Consider the following 16,191-nt stretch of genomic DNA (forward strand, 5'->3'; position numbering starts at 1 on the left):
ATGGGCGACCTCCTCAACGCGTTCGCCGTCGCCGGCAAGTCGGCGCTCGGCTTCCAGGCGGTGTTCTTCGCACTGCTGGCCATCGGCCTCAACGTGCACTTCGGCTACACCGGCCTGCTGAACTTCGGGCAGATCGCCTTCGCGATGCTCGGCGGCTTCGGCATCGCCATCTCGGTGACCCAGTGGGGCTGGAACTTCTGGGTCGGCGTCCTGGTCGGCCTCGCCGCGTCCGTCGTCCTCGCCCTGCTGCTCGGTCTGCCGACCCTGCGGCTGCGGGCGGACTACCTGGCGATCGCCACGATCGCGGCGGCAGAGGGGCTACGACTGCTCTTCCGGTCGGTGTCGGCCAGCCCGGTCACCGGCGGCACCCGCGGGCTGGCCGCCTTCAACGGCGACTTCATCGCCCTGGCCCCGTGGGACACCAGCCGGCGTTACTCGGTGCTCGGGACCCGGTGGAGCGGCGGGGAGCTGTGGGTCGCGCTGGTCGGCTGGGTGCTCGTCGCCCTGATGTGCCTGCTGGTGTGGCTGCTCATGCGCAGCCCCTGGGGTCGTGTCCTCAAGGCCATCCGGGAGGACGAGGACGCCGTGCGCGCCCTCGGCAAGAACGTCTACCTGTACAAGATGCAGTCGCTGGTCCTCGGCGGCATGATCGGCGCTCTCGGTGGGATGGTCTACGTCGTGGCCACCGGCGCGGCGAACCCCGACCAGTTCCAGAACGCGAACACGTTCCTGGCCTACACCGCGCTGATCCTGGGCGGCGCCGCGCGCGTGCTCGGGCCCGTCGTCGGCGCGATCATCCTGCTGTTCGTGGTGCAGTTCGCCGACACCGCCCTGCGCGCACTGATCGAGAACGGGATCATCCCGGGCGAGCTGCTGTCGTCCACGGACGTCGCGCAGATCCGGTTCGTCCTGGTGGGGCTCGGCCTGATGCTGCTGCTCGTCTTCCGCCCGCAGGGCATCTTCGGCGACCGACGAGAGGTGATGCTCGATGCCCGCTGACAACCTGCCCCCGGGCGCCCACGCGGCGTCCCTGGACAAGAACACCGGTACGGGCACCCGACCCGGCGGCGGCGTCCCGCAGCGGCTGGCGCAGGCCGCGCTGCGGGACGTCCCGTGGGAGATCGGCGTCGCCAAGCCGGACCCGGCGATCGTCGTGGAGAACGTCACCCGCACCTTCGGCGGCCTCACCGCGGTGTCGGTCGACCACCTCGAGGTCCAGCGCGGCGGGATCACCGGTCTGATCGGGCCCAACGGCGCCGGCAAGACGACGCTGTTCAACCTGCTCACCGGGTTCGACCAGCCCAACACCGGCACCTGGAGCTACAACGGCAAGCCACTGGGCAAGCTCGCGCCGCACCAGGTGGCCCGCCTCGGCGTCGTCCGGACCTTCCAGTTGACCAAGGCGCTGTCGCGGCTCACCGTCCTGCAGAACATGCTGCTCGGTGCGCAGGGCCAGCGCGGTGAGAGCTTCCTGCGGGCGCTGGTGCCCGGTACCTGGCGCGCGCAGGAGAAGGCGAACACCGAGAAGGCGATGGACCTGCTGCGGCGGTTCAAGCTCGACGCCAAGAAGGACGAGTTCGCCGGCACCCTCTCCGGTGGTCAGCGCAAGCTGCTGGAGATGGCGCGCGCGCTGATGAGCGACCCGCAGGTGGTCATGCTCGACGAGCCGATGGCCGGGGTGAACCCCGCCCTGACGCAGAGCCTGCTCGGGCACGTCAAGGACCTCCGCGAGGAGGGCATGACGGTGATCTTCGTCGAGCACGACATGGACGTCGTCCGCGACATCAGCGACTGGGTGGTCGTCATGGCGGCCGGCCGCGTCATCGCGGAGGGCCCGCCGGAGTCCATCAGCCAGAACCAGGCCGTCGTCGACGCCTACCTCGGCGCGCACCACGACGCGCCGCTGACCGTCGAGGAGGAGGACCAGGTCCTCGCCCAGGCGGGGGCGGCCATCGCGCAGGAGGAGCACGGCGGCGGCGAGGTGCTGGGGACCGACAGCACGACCGGGAGGACCGAGCGATGAGCGAGCCGCTGTTCGAGGTCGACGAGTCCGGCGAGGACCTCACCCGCGCCGCCGAGGCCTCCTCCGGCACCGCGGAGCTCTCGCCGGCGGAGAAGGCCGCCACCCGCGAGGAGCACCTGCGCCTGGCCGAGGGCGCGCTCGTGCGCGCCGACGACCTGGTCGCCGGCTACGTCCCGGGCGTCAACATCCTGCGGGGCTGCGACTTCTACCTGCAGGAGGGCGAGCTCGTCGGCATCATCGGCCCGAACGGGGCCGGCAAGTCGACGCTGCTCAAGGCGCTGTTCGGCCTCATCCCGGTGCGCTCGGGCGGGGTGCGGCTGCGCGGTGAGGACATCACGTCCGCGCCCGCGCACCGGCTGGTCTCCCTGGGCGTCGGGTACGTCCCGCAGAACAACAACGTGTTCCCCTCGCTCACCATCGAGGAGAACATGCAGATGGGCGTCTACCTGCGGTCGAAGACCTTCAAGGAGCGCTTCGACTACGTCGTCGACCTGTTCCCGCTGCTCGGCGAGCGGCGCAAGGGCAAGGCCGGCTCGCTGTCCGGCGGCGAGCGGCAGATGGTCGCCATGGGCCGGGCGCTGATGATGGACCCGTCGGTGCTGCTGCTCGACGAGCCCTCGGCCGGCCTGTCGCCGGCCTACCAGGACGAGGTGTTCATCCGCTGCCGGCGGATCAACGCCACCGGCGTCTCGATCATCATGGTCGAGCAGAACGCCCGTCGCTGCCTGCAGATCTGCGACCGCGGGTACGTGCTCGACCAGGGCCGCAACGCCTACACCGACACCGGCCGGTCGCTCATGACCGACCCGAAGGTCATCGAGCTGTACCTGGGGACCCTCGCCAAGGCCCAGTGACCGCCTGAGCACCGCCTGACCGAGGCCGGCGTCCCCCCGGGGGCGCCGGCCTCTGTCGTGGGTACCCCCGGGTCGTGAACTGGACCTGGGACCTGCGGGCCACCGACGGCGGGATGAACGGCCTGGACTTCTGCCGGGCACTGACGGCCGGCGGCTTCTCCCGCGTGCTCGTGCACGCCGCCCCCGCGCGCCTGACCGTGCGCGTCACCGCCGACGACGACACCGTCGTGGCCCGCGGGGAGGCCGACCGCGACGGCGACTACTCCCCCGTCACCCTGCTCGAGCTGGCCGGCGGCGGCCTGCGCCGCACGGAGGTGTGGCCGGACGAGAGCCACGTCGGCCTGCCGGTGCTGCTGCCCGGCGGTGAGGTCGGCGTGCTGCTGCGCTGGGAACACGCGCCCGACCGGAGCTGGTGGCGGTGGGCCGTCGAGTTCTCCAACCACCGGGGCCGCCCGGCCGACTGGGCTCCGGAGGGCCAGGTCCTGCGGCGCTGAGCACGACAGCGGCCCGGCACCCCGTGAGGGGTACCGGGCCGCTGCCGGGGTGGTGCCTACATCAACGCCGTTCTGTCACGGCGCCTCGCGAGCTCAGCGCTGCGAGCCGATGCCGTTCTCGTTCAGACCCTGGATGATCCGCGAGGACTCCTCGAACCCGATGACGACGATGCCGTCGGGGTTGAGCTCCACCATGCGCTGGACCTCGGAGTCGAAGTTCGCGGCGTTCGGGTCGTAGGTGATGCTCACGACCTGGTCCTCGGAGAGACCACCGGCGAGGAGGTTCTCGACGGTGTTCTCGGCCAGCCCGGTGCCGTACGGGTCGTTGCGGGCGAGGATGCCGATGGTGTTGTTGCCGTCCTCGGCGATCAGGTCGGCGAGGGCGCGGGCCTGCAGGACGTCCGGCGGGGCCGTGCGGAAGTACAGACCGTTGTCGTTGTAGGTCGTGAACTGGTCCGACGTGTTGGCCGGGCTGATCTGCATGACACCGGCACCGGTGATCCGGTCGATGACGTTGAGGCTCACGCCCGAGGACGCGGCACCGACGATCGCGTTGACGCCGGCCTGCAGGAGGCGGTCGACGGTCTGCGTGGCGGTGTCGGTCGTGGCGTCGCCCGAGTCACCCTCCTCGAGGCGGACGTCCTGACCGAGGACACCCCCGGCGGTGTTGATGTCCTGGACGGCGAGCTTGGCGCCGGCCACCTCGGGGGGGCCGAGGAAGGCGAGGTCACCGGTCAGCGGCAGCAGCGTGCCGATGACCAGCGGCTCCGGGCTGGTGGTGCCGGGGGCCGCGGGCGCCGGGCCCTCGTCGGTGGTGGCGTTGGCCTCGTCGCCCGCGAGCACGAACTCCGTCTGCCCGTCGTCGATGACGTTGTCGTCACCGAACTGCAGGATGCCGAAGCTCGCCGCGGCCGGCTCACCGGCGTCGACGAAGGCCAGCGGGCCGCTGCGGCCGTCGTAGTCGGGGTTGCCCCCGGCGTTGACGATGTCGAGGCAGGCCTGGAAGGTGTCGCACTTCTCGCCGCCGGTGGTGACACCGTTGACGTAGGCCTTGAAGACGTTGGCGTCGTTGGTGCCGGCGAGCTGCGCGGCCAGCGCGGTGATCACGACGGCGTCGTAGGTCTCGCCGGCGTAGTTGAAGGTGTTCCCCAGGTTGGGGTCGACCTGCAGCAGCTGGTCACGGAAGTCACCCGCCAGCTCGGTGAGGGGCGTGGTGCCGCTCATCCCGGCGAGGGCGCCCTCCTCCTCGAAGTCGTCGCCGAGGGTGGAGCCCATGTTGCCGTCGGTGCCGTAGATGTTGACCTGCTTCTCGCCGCCGCCCGAGGCAGCGTCGCCGCCCGAGCCACTGCCGCTGTCGTCGCCGCCACCGCAGGCGGTGAGAGCGACGAGCGCGGCGGAGGTGACGGCGATGCTGCGGGCGTAGGTACGCGTGCGCATCCAGCAACTCCCAGTTGTCGTACGTCGGTCCGGCGGGCCCCGGGCGTGCCGGGGCCCCGTCAGTCCGCAGAACGTAACTGCTGGGTGCGGGGATGGATGCGGGTCGAGTTAGACCGTGATGGGGTCGTGACCTCGACTGTTCCGGTCCTGTTACGCGTTCCCCCGGGAGGGTGCACCGTCCGCGGGAGCCCCGTCCGTGGCCAGGATCCTCTCGGCGAGGGCCTTCATCGACGTCCGCTCGTTCATGGCGGTGCGCTGGATCCAGCGGAACGCCTCGGCCTCGGTCATCCCCTGGTCGGCCATGAGCCGGCCCTTGGCCTTCTCGACGACCTTGCGGGCCTCGAGGCGCTCCTCGAGCGTCCGGACCTCGCCGTCGAGCGCGGCCATCTCGGTGAAGCGGGCGCGGGCGACCTCGATGGCCGGCACGAGGTCGTTCTTGGAGAACGGCTTGACCAGGTAGGCCATGGCGCCGGCGTCGCGGGCCCGCTCGACCAGCTCGCGCTGGCTGAAGGCGGTGAGCACGATGACCGGGGCGATCCGGTCCGAGGCGATCTGCTCGGCGGCGGCCAGCCCGTCGAGGACCGGCATCTGGATGTCGAGGATGACCAGGTCGGGCGTCAGCTCGCGCGCGCGGTCGACGGCGGTCTGCCCGTCGCCCGCCTCGGCGACGACGACGTACCCCTCCTCCTCCAGCATCTCCTTGAGGTCGAGGCGGATCAGTGCCTCGTCCTCGGCGATGAGGACCCGGGTCGGCTCGCTGCTCACGCGGTGGAGCCTAGCGACGACGGCTGGGAGCGGCCGCCCGGTTAGGCTGGCCGGGCCGTGACCTCGGTCGCGGCGCCGGGCCCCCGTACCCCAATCGGCAGAGGGAGCGGATTCAAAACCCGCGCAGTGTGCGTTCGAGTCGCACCGGGGGCACTCCGACATCGCGATCCTCCGGATCGCACCGCGGCCACGTGCCGTCCCCGGCCGGGCGGAGCCCTGCGGCCGAGTCCTCCTCGGGGGACCCTCCGGGCCCCCACTCGTCGGACGACACCGCGGCCAGGTGCCGTCCCCGACCTGCGCTGAGCCCTTACCGGCCCTCGTCGCGGAGACCTCCGGCCCCCACTCCTCGGACCGCCTCGCAGGGCCGCTCACCCGATCGCCGTCCCGAGTCGCCGCGTCGGGGTCCGGTCGCCACCGCATACGGTGATCGGCGTGAGCGAGCCCGTGCCCCACATGACGCCCGAGCAGTTCCGGCAGCACGGTCACGAGGTGGTCGACTGGATCGCCGACTACTGGTCGCGGATCGAGTCCTTCCCCGTCCGCTCGCGGGTCTCCCCCGGTGACGTCCGCGCCGCGCTGCCGCCGTCGGCGCCCGAGCAGGCCGAGCCCTTCTCCGCCGTCCTCGCCGACCTCGACCGGGTCGTGCTGCCCGGCGTCACGCACTGGCAGCACCCGGGCTTCCTCGCCTACTTCCCCGCCAACACCTCCGGCCCGTCGGTCCTCGGCGACCTCCTCTCGGCCGGCCTCGGCGTCCAGGGCATGTCCTGGGTGACCAGCCCGGCGGCCACCGAGCTCGAGCAGCACGTCATGGACTGGCTGGCCGAGCTGCTCGGGCTGCCCGCGGCCTTCCGCTCCACCGGCACTGGCGGCGGGGTCGTGCAGGACTCCAGCTCGGGGGCGAACCTGGTCGCCCTGCTCGCGGCCCTGCACCGGGCCAGCGGCGGGGCCACCGTGCGGAACGGCGTGCTGCCGGAGGAGTACACGGTCTACGTCTCGTCGGAGACGCACTCGTCCATGGAGAAGGCGGTCCGCATCGCCGGCCTGGGCACCGACGCCGTCCGGATCGTCGAGGTCGACGGCGACCTCGCCATGCGCCCGGCCGCTCTGGCGGCCCGGCTGGAGCGCGACACCGCCCGCGGGTACCGGCCGGTGCTCGTGTGCGCCACGGTCGGGACGACGTCGACCACCGCGATCGACCCCCTGGCCGAGATCGGGCCGATCTGCCGGCGGTACGGCGCCTGGCTGCACGTGGACGCCGCCTACGCGGGGGTGAGCGCCGTCGCCCCGGAGCTGCGGGCCCTGCAGGCCGGCGTCGAGGAGGCCGACAGCTACACCACCGACGCGCACAAGTGGCTGCTCACCGGCTTCGACGCCACGTTGTTCTGGGTCGCCGACCGCGCGGCGCTGACCGGGGCCCTGGCGATCCTCCCCGAGTACCTGCGCAACGCCGCCACCGACGCCGGGGCGGTCGTCGACTACCGCGACTGGCAGGTCGAGCTCGGGCGCCGCTTCCGCGCGCTCAAGCTGTGGGCGGTGCTGCGCTGGTACGGCGCCGAGGGGCTGCGCGCGCACGTCCGCTCCGGGGTCGCGCTGGCCGCGGAGCTGGCCGGCTGGGCCGACGCCGACGACCGTTTCGACGTCGCCACCCCGCACCCGCTGTCGCTGGTGTGCCTGAAGCCGCGGTGGCCGGCCGACGTGGACGCCGACGTCGCCACCATGACGCTGCTCGAGCGGCTCAACGACGGCGGCGAGGTCTACCTGACCCACACCACCGTGCGCGGCTCGGTGGTGCTGCGGGTGGCGATCGGCGCGCCGACGACGACGCTGGCGCACGTCGAGCGGGCGTGGGCGCTGCTGTGCGAGGGCCACGACTGGCTGGCGGCCGACTTCGCCGAGCAGGCCGCCGAGCGGGCCCGGGCCGAGGCCGAGCGCAAGGAGGCCGAGCGCCGGGCGGCCGAGGAGGAGGCTGCGCGGCGCCACGCGCAGGAGCAGGAGGCCGCCGAGCAGGCCGAGCCCGCCGGGACCGACGCCGGGACCGACGCCGAGGCGGTGCCGGCTACTCCCCCAGTGACCGGATGAGCCCCTCCTGGGCCACCGTGGCCACGTGCCGGCCGTCAGCGGTCCAGATGCTGCCGAAGCACAGTGCGCGGCCCTCGGAGGCGGCCGGGCTGTCGGTCTCGTAGAGGAACCACTCGTCGGCGCGGACCGGCGCGTGGAACCAGATGGCGTGGTCGAGGCTGGCGCCGACGTAGCGCCCGCCCCACCCGCCGCCGACCCGGGCCAGCCCGGCCGACAGCAGCGTCAGGTCGCTGACGAACGTGAGTGCCGCGGCGTGCACCCCGGCGTCGTCGGGGAGCCTCCCGGCCACCCGGAACCACGCGTGCGACTGCGTGTGCGGCGGGGACTTGGGCTCGGGGGCGAAGGGGTTCACCAGCGGCCGCTGCTCCACCGCCCGGCTGATCTCCAGCGCCGGGGCGGCCAGCTCGCCGTGGCCGGCGGCGTGGTCGGCCAGGGTGCGCAGCTCCTCGGGCCCGGGCACCTCCGGCATGGGCCGGGAGTGCGCCACGTGGGCCGGCTCGCCGGCGTGGTAGTCCGCCGTCAGCGCGAAGACGGCGACGTCCTCGCCGCGGCGCTGCTGACACGCGATGACCCGGCGAGTGGAGAAGGACCGGCCGTCGCGGATGCGCTCGACGGTGTAGCGCAGTTCCTCGTTCGGGTCGCCGGGCCGCAGGAAGTACGAGTGCAGGGAGTGCACGCCGCGGCCGTCGGGCACCGTCCGGGTGGCCGCCACGAGCGCCTGCCCGGCCACCTGCCCGCCGAAGATGCGCTGCAGCCTCGTCGTGGGGGTCTGCCCGACGAAGACGCCCGGCGAGCGCTCCTCGAGGTCCAGGACGCCCATGAGGGCGGCGGCCTGGGTCTCCCCCGCGGTCACGAGTCCGTGCCGACTTCGTGCACCCGGATCAGGTTGGTCGAGCCCACCGTGTTCGGCGGGCTGCCGGCGACGACGACGACGCGGTCGCCCACCTTGAGCCGGCCGATCGACAGCAGCGAGAAGTCCACCTGCTCGACCATGTCGTCGGTGTGCTCCACCGAGGGCACCAGGAACGTCTCCACGCCCCAGGACAGCGCCAGCAGGCTGCGCACCCGGCCGTCGACGGTGAAGGCCAGCAGCGGCTGGCGCGGGTGCAGCGCGGCCAGGCGGCGGGCGGTCTCGCCGGTCTGCGTGAAGGTGCACAGCGCCTTGACCTCGAGCGCCTCGCCGATGTCCTTGGCCGCGCGCACGATCGCGCCCGAGCGGGAGCGGGAGCGGCGCACCAGGTCCGGCACCCGGACGTCGTCGCTCTCGACGGCGTCGATGATCCGCTCCATCGTGCGCACCGCCGCGATCGGGAAGCGGCCGACCGAGGTCTCGCCCGACAGCATCACCGCGTCCGCGCCGTCGAGGACGGCGTTGGCGACGTCGGAGGCCTCGGCGCGGGTGGGCCGGGAGTTGGTGATCATCGACTCGAGCATCTGGGTGGCCACGATGACCGGCTTGTTGCGCTCGCGGGCGGCCTGCACGGCGCGCTTCTGCACCAGGGGGACCTGCTCCAGCGGCAGCTCCACGCCGAGGTCACCGCGGGCCACCATGACGCCGTCGAAGGCCTCCACGATGGCCTCCAGGTTGGCGACCGCCTCGGGCTTCTCCAGCTTGGCGATGACCGGGAGGAAGACGTCCTCCTGCCGCATGATGTCGCGCACCAGCTCGACGTCGGCCGGCGAGCGGACGAACGACAGCGCGATGAAGTCGACCGACAGGTGCAGGGCGAAGCGCAGGTCCTCCTCGTCCTTCTCCGACAGAGCGGGGACGCTGACGGCCACGCCGGGCAGCGACAGGCCCTTGTTGTTGGAGACCTCGCCGCCCTCGACGACCAAACAGAAGACGTCGGGGCCCTCGACGGCGACGACGGAGAGCGCGAGCTTGCCGTCGTCGACGAGGAGGCGGTCGCCCACGCGGGCGTCGCTGGCCAGGCCCTTGTAGGTGGTGGACACGCGCTCGGCAGTGCCCGGCACGTCCTCGACGGTGATGCAGACCCGGCTGCCGGTGGCCCAGTGGACGGGGCCGTCGGCGAAGGTGCCGAGGCGGATCTTGGGGCCCTGCAGGTCGGCCAGGACGGCGACGGCGTGCCCGGTCTTGTCGGAGGCCTGGCGCACGTTGACGTAGGCGGCCTCGTGGTCGGCGTGCGACCCGTGGCTGAAGTTGAGCCGGGCGACGTCCATCCCCGACTCGACCAGGGCCGTGATCTGCTCGAGCGAGCTGGTGGCCGGACCCAGGGTGCAGACGATCTTCGCGCGGCGGGACATGGGAAGAACGCTAGTGGGCTGCCCTCTTCCGGTACGGACAGGGGCCGGGTCCCGCGGGTGTCGCGGGACCCGGCCCCCGGCCGGACGGAGGAGGACCGCCGTGTTACCGCAGGGCGACCGCCGTCGGGGTGACCGGGCGCGGCAGCATGGAGCTGCCGGTCAGGTACGTGTCGACGGCGCCGGCGGCCGCGCGGCCCTCGGCGATGGCCCACACGATCAGCGACTGGCCGCGGCCGGCGTCCCCGGCGACGAACACGCCGGGCACGGTGGTCATCCACTCGTCGTCGCGGGCGACGTTGCCGCGCCCGTCGACCTCGACGCCGAGCGCCTCGACCAGGCCCTCGCGCTGCACGCCGGTGAAGCCCATGGCCAGCAGGACCAGCTGGGCGGGGAGCTCGCGCTCGGTGCCCTCGATCTTCTGGAACCGGCCGTCGACCCGCTCGACCTCGTGGATGACCAGGGCGCGCACGCGGCCCTCGTCGTCGCCGAGGAAGCGCTCGGTGTTGACCGAGTACAGCCGCTCCCCGCCCTCCTCGTGGGCCGAGGAGACCCGCATGATCATCGGGTAGGTCGGCCAGGGGTTGCCCTCGGACCGCTTGTCCGGCGGCGCCGGCATGATCTCCAGCTGGGTGACCGAGCGGGCGCCCTGGCGGTGCGAGGTGCCCAGGCAGTCCGCGCCGGTGTCGCCGCCGCCGATGATGACGACGTCCTTGCCGCGGGCGGTGATCGGCGGGTCGTCGAGCTCGCCGAGCGCCTGCCGGTTGCCGAAGGGCAGGAACTCCATGGCCAGGTGGATGCCCTCGAGTTCCCGTCCGGGGGCAGGCAGGTCGCGGCCGATGGTCGAGCCCGCGGCGATGACGACGGCGTCGTACTCGCCGCGCAGCTGCTCGGCCGACAGGTCGGCCTCGCCGGAGCCGCCGACCTCGACGCCGGTGACGAAGCGGGTGCCCTCGGCGCGCATCTGGTCCAGCCGCCGGTCGAGGACGGCCTTCTCCATCTTGAACTCGGGGATGCCGTAGCGGAGCAGCCCGCCGACCCTGTCGGCCCGCTCGAAGACGGTCACGTCGTGCCCGGCGCGGGTGAGCTGCTGGGCGGCGGCCAGGCCCGCGGGGCCGGACCCGACGACGGCGACCTTCCTGCCCGTGCGCTCGGCCGGGGTCTGCGGCTCGACGTAACCGTGCTCGAAGGCCTGGTCGATGATCTCCCACTCGATCTGCTTGATCGTGACCGGGGAGTCCTGCAGGTTCAGCACGCAGGCGCCCTCGCACGGCGCCGGGCACAGCTTCCCGGTGAACTCCGGGAAGTTGTTGGTCGCGTGCAGCCGCTCGATGGCGTCGCGCCAGTCGTCGCGGCGGGCCAGGTCGTTCCACTCCGGGATCAGGTTGCCCAGCGGGCAGCCGTGGTGGCAGAAGGGGATGCCACAGTCCATGCACCGCGCGGCCTGCTGGCGCAGCGCGGCGACCGGGTAGACGCCGTCCTCACCGTTCTGCCGGGTGAGGTAGACGTCCTTCCAGTCCAGGATCCGGACGTCGACCGGCCGCCGCGGCGGCATGGCCCGCTCGTACTTCAGGAACCCCGTGGAGTCAGCCACGTGCGGCCTCCATCACTGCTCGATCGACATCGGTGCCGGCGGCCTCGGCGGCGCGCCGCGCCTCCAGGGCGCGACGGTAGTCGCGCGGCATGATCACGCTGAACTGCTCGGACCAGCGACCCCAGTCGGCCAGCAGCGCGGTGGCCACCGGCGACTCGGTCTCGGCGGCGTAGCGCACGAGCACGTCCCGCAGCCACTGCGCGGACTCCCCGTCCAGCGACTCGACGTCGACCATCTCGGGGTTGACCCGGTGCCGGGCGAGGTCGAGGACGTACCCGACGCCGCCGGACATGCCGGCCGCGACGTTGCGGCCCGTGGGCCCGAGGATGACGGCGCGGCCGCCGGTCATGTACTCCAGCGCGTGGTCACCGACGCCCTCGACGACGGCGAGCGCCCCGGAGTTGCGGACGCAGAACCGCTCGCCGACCCGCCCCCGCAGGAAGATCTCCCCGCTGGTGGCGCCGTAGCCGATGACGTTGCCGGCGATGACGTTGTCCTCGGCGGCGAAGGTCGCCTCCCGCGCCGGGCGGACGACGATCCGCCCGCCGGAGAGGCCCTTGCCGACGTAGTCGTTGGCGTCGCCGAGCAGCCGCATGGTCATTCCGCGCGGGACGAAGGCGCCGAAGGACTGCCCGGCCGACCCGGTGAAGGTCAGGTCGATCGTGCCGTCGGGCAGGCCCTCGCCGCCGAAGCGGCGGGTGACCATCGAGCCCAGCATCGTGCCGACGGTGCGGTTGACGTTGCGCACCGGCAGCTCGAGGGTGACCGGCCGCGCGTCGAGCAGCGCGCCCTCGCACAGCTGGATGAGCGTCTGGTCCAGGGCGACGTCGAGGCCGTGGTCCTGCGTGCGCACCGCGCGGCGCGGGGTGCCCTCGGGCAGCTCCGGCAGCGCGAGCATCTTCGACAGGTCCAGCCCGCGGGCCTTCCAGTGGTCGACCGCCTGGCGGGTGTCGAGCAGCTCGACGTGGCCGATGGCCTCCTCGACCGAGCGGAAGCCCAGCTCCGCCAGGTACTGCCGCACCTGCTCGGCGAGGAACTCGAAGAAGGTGACGACGAACTCCGGCCGGCCGGTGAACCGCTTGCGCAGCTCCGGGTTCTGCGTGGCCACGCCGACCGGGCAGGTGTCGAGGTGGCAGACCCGCATCATGATGCAGCCGGAGACGACCAGCGGAGCGGTGGCGAAGCCGTACTCCTCGGCGCCGAGCAGCATCGCGACGATCACGTCGCGGCCGGTCTTCATCTGACCGTCGACCTGGACCACGATCCGGTCGCGCAGCCCGTTGGCCAGCAGCGTCTGCTGCGTCTCGGCGAGGCCCAGCTCCCAGGGGGAGCCGGCGTGCTTGAGCGAGGTCAGCGGCGCGGCACCGGTGCCGCCGTCGTGCCCGGAGATGAGCACGACGTCGGCGTGCGCCTTGCTGACGCCGGCCGCGACCGTCCCGACGCCGACCTCGGCGACCAGCTTGACGTTGACCCGCGCCTCGTTGTTGGCGTTCTTCAGGTCGTGGATCAGCTGCTTGAGGTCCTCGATCGAGTAGATGTCGTGGTGCGGCGGCGGGCTGATCAGGCCGACGCCCGGCGTCGAGTGCCGGGTGCGGGCCACCCACGGGTAGACCTTGCCGCCGGGCAGCTGGCCGCCCTCGCCGGGCTTGGCGCCCTGCGCCATCTTGATCTGGATGTCGTCGGCGTTGACCAGGTACTCGCTGGTGACGCCGAAGCGGCCGCTGGCCACCTGCTTGATCGCCGAGCGGCGCAGGTCACCGTTGGGGTCGGGCACGTACCGGTCGGGGTCCTCGCCGCCCTCACCGGTGTTGGACCGCCCGCCGAGGCGGTTCATCGCGATGGCGAGGGTCTCGTGCGCCTCCTGCGAGATGGAGCCGTAGCTCATCGCGCCGGTCTGGAAGCGCTTGACGATCTCGCTGACCGGCTCGACCTCCTCGATCGGTACCGGGGGCCGCTCGCCGGTCCTGATGCGGAACAGCCCGCGCAGCGTCGCGGCCTCCTCCGACATCTCGTCGACGGTGCGGGTGTAGCGCTCGAAGACCTCGTACTGCCGGGAGCGGGTGGAGTGCTGGAGGAGGAACACCGTCTCGGGGTTGAACAGGTGCACCTCGCCCTCGCGGCGCCACTGGTACTCCCCGCCGGTCTCCAGCCGGCGGTGCGCCCGCTCGGTGGGGTTCTCCGGGTAGGCGCGCCGGTGCCGCATGGCGACCTCCTCGGCGAGGACGTCCATGCCGACGCCGCCGAGCGGACAGGAGGTGCCGGTGAAGTACTCGTCGACGACGTCCTGGGACAGGCCGACGGCCTCGAAGATCTGCGCCATCGTGTACGAGCCGACGGTGCTGATGCCCATCTTGCTCATGACCTTGAGGACGCCCTTGCCGAGCGCCTTGACGACGTTGCGCACGGCCTGCGCGGGCTGCACGCCGGTGAGGACGCCGTCGCGGATGAGGTCCTCGATGGACTCGAAGGCCAGGTAGGGGTTGACCGCGGCCGCGCCGTAGCCGAGCAGCAGCGCGACGTGGTGCACCTCGCGGCAGTCGCCGGACTCGACGACGAGGCCGACCTCCATGCGGGTCCGCTCGCGTACCAGGTGATGGTGGACGGCGGCGGTCATGAGCAGCGACGGGATCGGGGCGCGCTTCTCGTCGCAGTCGCGGTCGGAGAGCACGATGACCCGCGCGCCGGCGGCGATGGCCTTGCTGACCTTGGTCCGCAGGTCCTCGACGGCCTGCACCAGCGCCGGGCCGCCACCGGTGACGTCGTAGTGGCCGGTGATCCGGACGGCGGCGAAACCGGGCAGGTCGCCGTCGTCGTCGATGTGCAGGATCTTGGCCAGCTCGTCGTTGTCGATGACCGGGAAGGGCAGGAACACCTGCCGGCAGGACGCCGGGGTGGCCGAGAGCAGGTTCTGCTCCGGGCCGAAGGTGCGCCCGAGGCTGGTCACCAGCTCCTCGCGGATGGCGTCCAGCGGCGGGTTGGTCACCTGGGCGAACAGCTGCTGGAAGTAGTCGTAGAGCTGCCGCGACCGGTCCGACAGCGCCGCGATCGGGGTGTCGGTGCCCATGGAGCCGATCGGCTCGGCGCCGCTGGAGGCCATCGGGGTGAGCAGGACGCGCAGGTCCTCCTCGGTGTAGCCGAAGAGCATCTGCCGGCGCACGACCGACTCGTGGCTGGGCCGCGCGCGGCGGCGCTCGGGCAGCGAGGGCAGGTGCACCAGGCCGGCGTGCAGCCAGTCCTCGTAGGGCTGCTGGGTGGCCAGCGCGCCCTTGACCTCCTCGTCGGAGACGATCTGCCCCGACGCGGTGTCGACGAGGAACATCCGGCCCGGCTGCAGGCGGCCCTTGGCGACGACGTCGCCGGCCGGGATGTCGAGGACGCCGGCCTCACTGGCGAGCACGACCAGGTCGTCCTTGGTGCGCCACCAGCGGCCCGGGCGCAGGCCGTTGCGGTCGAGCACGGCGCCGATGAGCGTGCCGTCGGTGAACGCGACGCAGGCCGGCCCGTCCCAGGGCTCCATGATCGAGGCGTGGAACCGGTAGAAGGCCCGGCGGGCCGGGTCCATCTCGTCGTGGTTCTCCCACGCCTCCGGGATCATCATCAGCACCGCGTGCGGCAGGGAGCGGCCCGACAGGTGCAGCAGCTCGAGCACCTCGTCGAAGGTCGCCGAGTCGCTGAAGTCGCTGGCGGTGACCGGGAAGATCCGGTCCAGGCCGAGCTCGCCGGCCGGGCCGGCGGGACCGTCGAACAGGTCGGTCTCGAGCTTGGCCTCGCGGGCGCGCATCCGGTTGCGGTTGCCCTTGATCGTGTTGATCTCGCCGTTGTGGGCGATGAACCGGAACGGGTGGGCCAGCGGCCAGCTCGGGAAGGTGTTTGTGGAGAACCGGCTGTGCACCAGCGCGATCGCCGACTCGTAGCGCTCGTCGCGCAGGTCGGGGAAGAACGCGGGCAGCTGGTCGGTGGTCAGCATGCCCTTGTAGGTGATGGTGCGCGAGGACAGCGAGACGACGTAGAGCGAGCTGCCGGCGTCGCGGGCCTCCCGCTCGGCGCGCTTGCGCAGCACGAACGAGCGCCGCTCCAGGCGGGTGACGCCGTTGACCTCGCGCGGGCCGCCGAAGGCCGCGGCGTCGGCGCGGGCGCCCATCGTCTCGGCGACGAACAGCTGCCCGAAGTGCGGCATGACCGCGCGGGCGGTGGGGCCGAGGTCGGCGCCGTCGGGGTCGACCGGCACGTCGCGCCAGCCGAGGACGGTCAGGCCCTCCTCGGCGGCGATCCGCTCGACGTCGGCGTAGCGGGCGGCCCGCTCGTCGGCGTCGACGGGGAAGAAGGCGATGCCGACGGAGTACTCCCCCACCGGCGGCAGGTCGAAGTCGACGCTGGCGCGCAGCAGCGCGTCGGGCACCTGGGTCAGGATCCCGGCGCCGTCCCCGGAGTTGGGTTCGGAGCCGGCGGCCCCGCGGTGGTCGAGGTTGTGCAGCGCGGTCAGGCCGGCCGCGACGATCGCGCGCGAGCGGCGGCCGCGGGCGTCGGCCACGAAGGCGACACCGCAGGCGTCCGAGTCGTTGGCCGGGTCGTAGAGACCGGCGGCCGGCGGGGTGGCCGAGAAGGGCACGGCCTGGGGGGCGGGGGTGTGGGACCCGGACATGATCACTCCCGTCGTCGGCTGGCACGCCGCCCTCACGGAGG

Annotated in this window: 11 protein-coding genes and 1 tRNA gene; 6 read left to right on the plus strand and 6 right to left on the minus strand. The window is 72.6% G+C overall.

Features of this window, described 5'->3' with window-relative positions; all coding sequences use genetic code 11:
* From FN207_RS09705 to FN207_RS09720, 4 genes are all read left to right on the plus strand, one after another.
* Complete coding sequence (locus FN207_RS09705) at positions 1–999, plus strand: branched-chain amino acid ABC transporter permease (protein ID WP_142458309.1); 999 nt, start codon at positions 1–3, stop codon at positions 997–999.
* Positions 989–2,023, plus strand: a complete 1,035-nt coding sequence (locus FN207_RS09710) for an ABC transporter ATP-binding protein (protein ID WP_142458310.1) — start codon at positions 989–991, stop codon at positions 2,021–2,023. Before FN207_RS09705 ends, FN207_RS09710 begins: the two co-directional genes overlap by 11 nt.
* Positions 2,020–2,877: an ABC transporter ATP-binding protein gene (locus FN207_RS09715; RefSeq protein WP_199505191.1), complete on the plus strand. Its 858-nt coding sequence runs from the start codon at positions 2,020–2,022 to the stop codon at positions 2,875–2,877. The genes FN207_RS09710 and FN207_RS09715 overlap by 4 nt, the downstream gene beginning before the upstream one ends.
* A 74-nt stretch (positions 2,878–2,951) precedes the next feature.
* Entirely contained in the window at positions 2,952–3,371 is a 420-nt protein-coding gene (locus FN207_RS09720; RefSeq protein WP_142458311.1) for a DUF7712 family protein, read from the plus strand.
* Between the two features lie 93 nt (positions 3,372–3,464).
* Here the strand turns inward: FN207_RS09720 and FN207_RS09725 are convergent, their stop codons facing one another.
* Positions 3,465–4,808: an ABC transporter substrate-binding protein gene (locus FN207_RS09725; RefSeq protein WP_142458312.1), complete on the minus strand. Its 1,344-nt coding sequence runs from the start codon at positions 4,806–4,808 to the stop codon at positions 3,465–3,467.
* A 150-nt stretch (positions 4,809–4,958) separates the two neighbouring features.
* The gene (locus FN207_RS09730; protein ID WP_142458313.1) at positions 4,959–5,573 is read right to left on the minus strand and encodes an ANTAR domain-containing response regulator; all 615 of its coding nucleotides are present in this window, start codon (positions 5,571–5,573) and stop codon (positions 4,959–4,961) included.
* Between the two features lie 79 nt (positions 5,574–5,652).
* Between FN207_RS09730 and FN207_RS09735 the strand changes: the two genes are divergently transcribed.
* A tRNA-Leu gene (locus FN207_RS09735) sits at positions 5,653–5,726 on the plus strand.
* A 279-nt stretch (positions 5,727–6,005) separates the two neighbouring features.
* Positions 6,006–7,652: an aminotransferase class V-fold PLP-dependent enzyme gene (locus FN207_RS09740; RefSeq protein WP_246065941.1), complete on the plus strand. Its 1,647-nt coding sequence runs from the start codon at positions 6,006–6,008 to the stop codon at positions 7,650–7,652.
* Here FN207_RS09740 and FN207_RS09745 read toward each other — a convergent pair.
* The 4 genes from FN207_RS09745 to gltB form a co-directional block, all read right to left on the minus strand.
* Positions 7,630–8,505: an acyl-CoA thioesterase gene (locus tag FN207_RS09745; protein WP_246065942.1), complete on the minus strand. Its 876-nt coding sequence runs from the start codon at positions 8,503–8,505 to the stop codon at positions 7,630–7,632. The two genes, FN207_RS09740 and FN207_RS09745, sit on opposite strands and share 23 nt — an antisense overlap.
* Positions 8,502–9,917 (minus strand): pyruvate kinase, encoded by a 1,416-nt coding sequence (gene pyk / locus FN207_RS09750; RefSeq protein ID WP_142458314.1) that lies wholly within the window; start codon positions 9,915–9,917, stop codon positions 8,502–8,504. Before pyk ends, FN207_RS09745 begins: the two co-directional genes overlap by 4 nt.
* A gap of 103 nt (positions 9,918–10,020) precedes the next feature.
* Positions 10,021–11,508, minus strand: a complete 1,488-nt coding sequence (locus FN207_RS09755) for a glutamate synthase subunit beta (RefSeq protein ID WP_142458315.1) — start codon at positions 11,506–11,508, stop codon at positions 10,021–10,023.
* Positions 11,501–16,150, minus strand: a complete 4,650-nt coding sequence (gene gltB, locus FN207_RS09760) for a glutamate synthase large subunit (RefSeq protein WP_281282136.1) — start codon at positions 16,148–16,150, stop codon at positions 11,501–11,503. The genes FN207_RS09755 and gltB overlap by 8 nt, the downstream gene beginning before the upstream one ends.
* Positions 16,151–16,191 lie beyond the last annotated feature (41 nt).

The organism is Geodermatophilus aquaeductus, assembly GCF_900182545.1.
GTDB classification, from domain to species: Bacteria; Actinomycetota; Actinomycetes; order Mycobacteriales; family Geodermatophilaceae; genus Geodermatophilus; species Geodermatophilus aquaeductus.

Bases quoted from the DNA above. Each gene is read 5' to 3' on its own strand.
- FN207_RS09705 (WP_142458309.1), top strand. From the start codon at position 1: ATGGGCGACCTCCTCAACGCGTTCGCCGTCGCCGGCAAGTCGGCGCTC.
- FN207_RS09710 (WP_142458310.1), top strand. From the start codon at position 989: ATGCCCGCTGACAACCTGCCCCCGGGCGCCCACGCGGCGTCCCTGGAC.
- FN207_RS09715 (WP_199505191.1), top strand. From the start codon at position 2,020: ATGAGCGAGCCGCTGTTCGAGGTCGACGAGTCCGGCGAGGACCTCACC.
- FN207_RS09725 (WP_142458312.1), bottom strand. From the start codon at position 4,808: ATGCGCACGCGTACCTACGCCCGCAGCATCGCCGTCACCTCCGCCGCG.
- pyk (WP_142458314.1), bottom strand. From the start codon at position 9,917: ATGTCCCGCCGCGCGAAGATCGTCTGCACCCTGGGTCCGGCCACCAGC.
- gltB (WP_281282136.1), bottom strand. From the start codon at position 16,150: ATGTCCGGGTCCCACACCCCCGCCCCCCAGGCCGTGCCCTTCTCGGCC.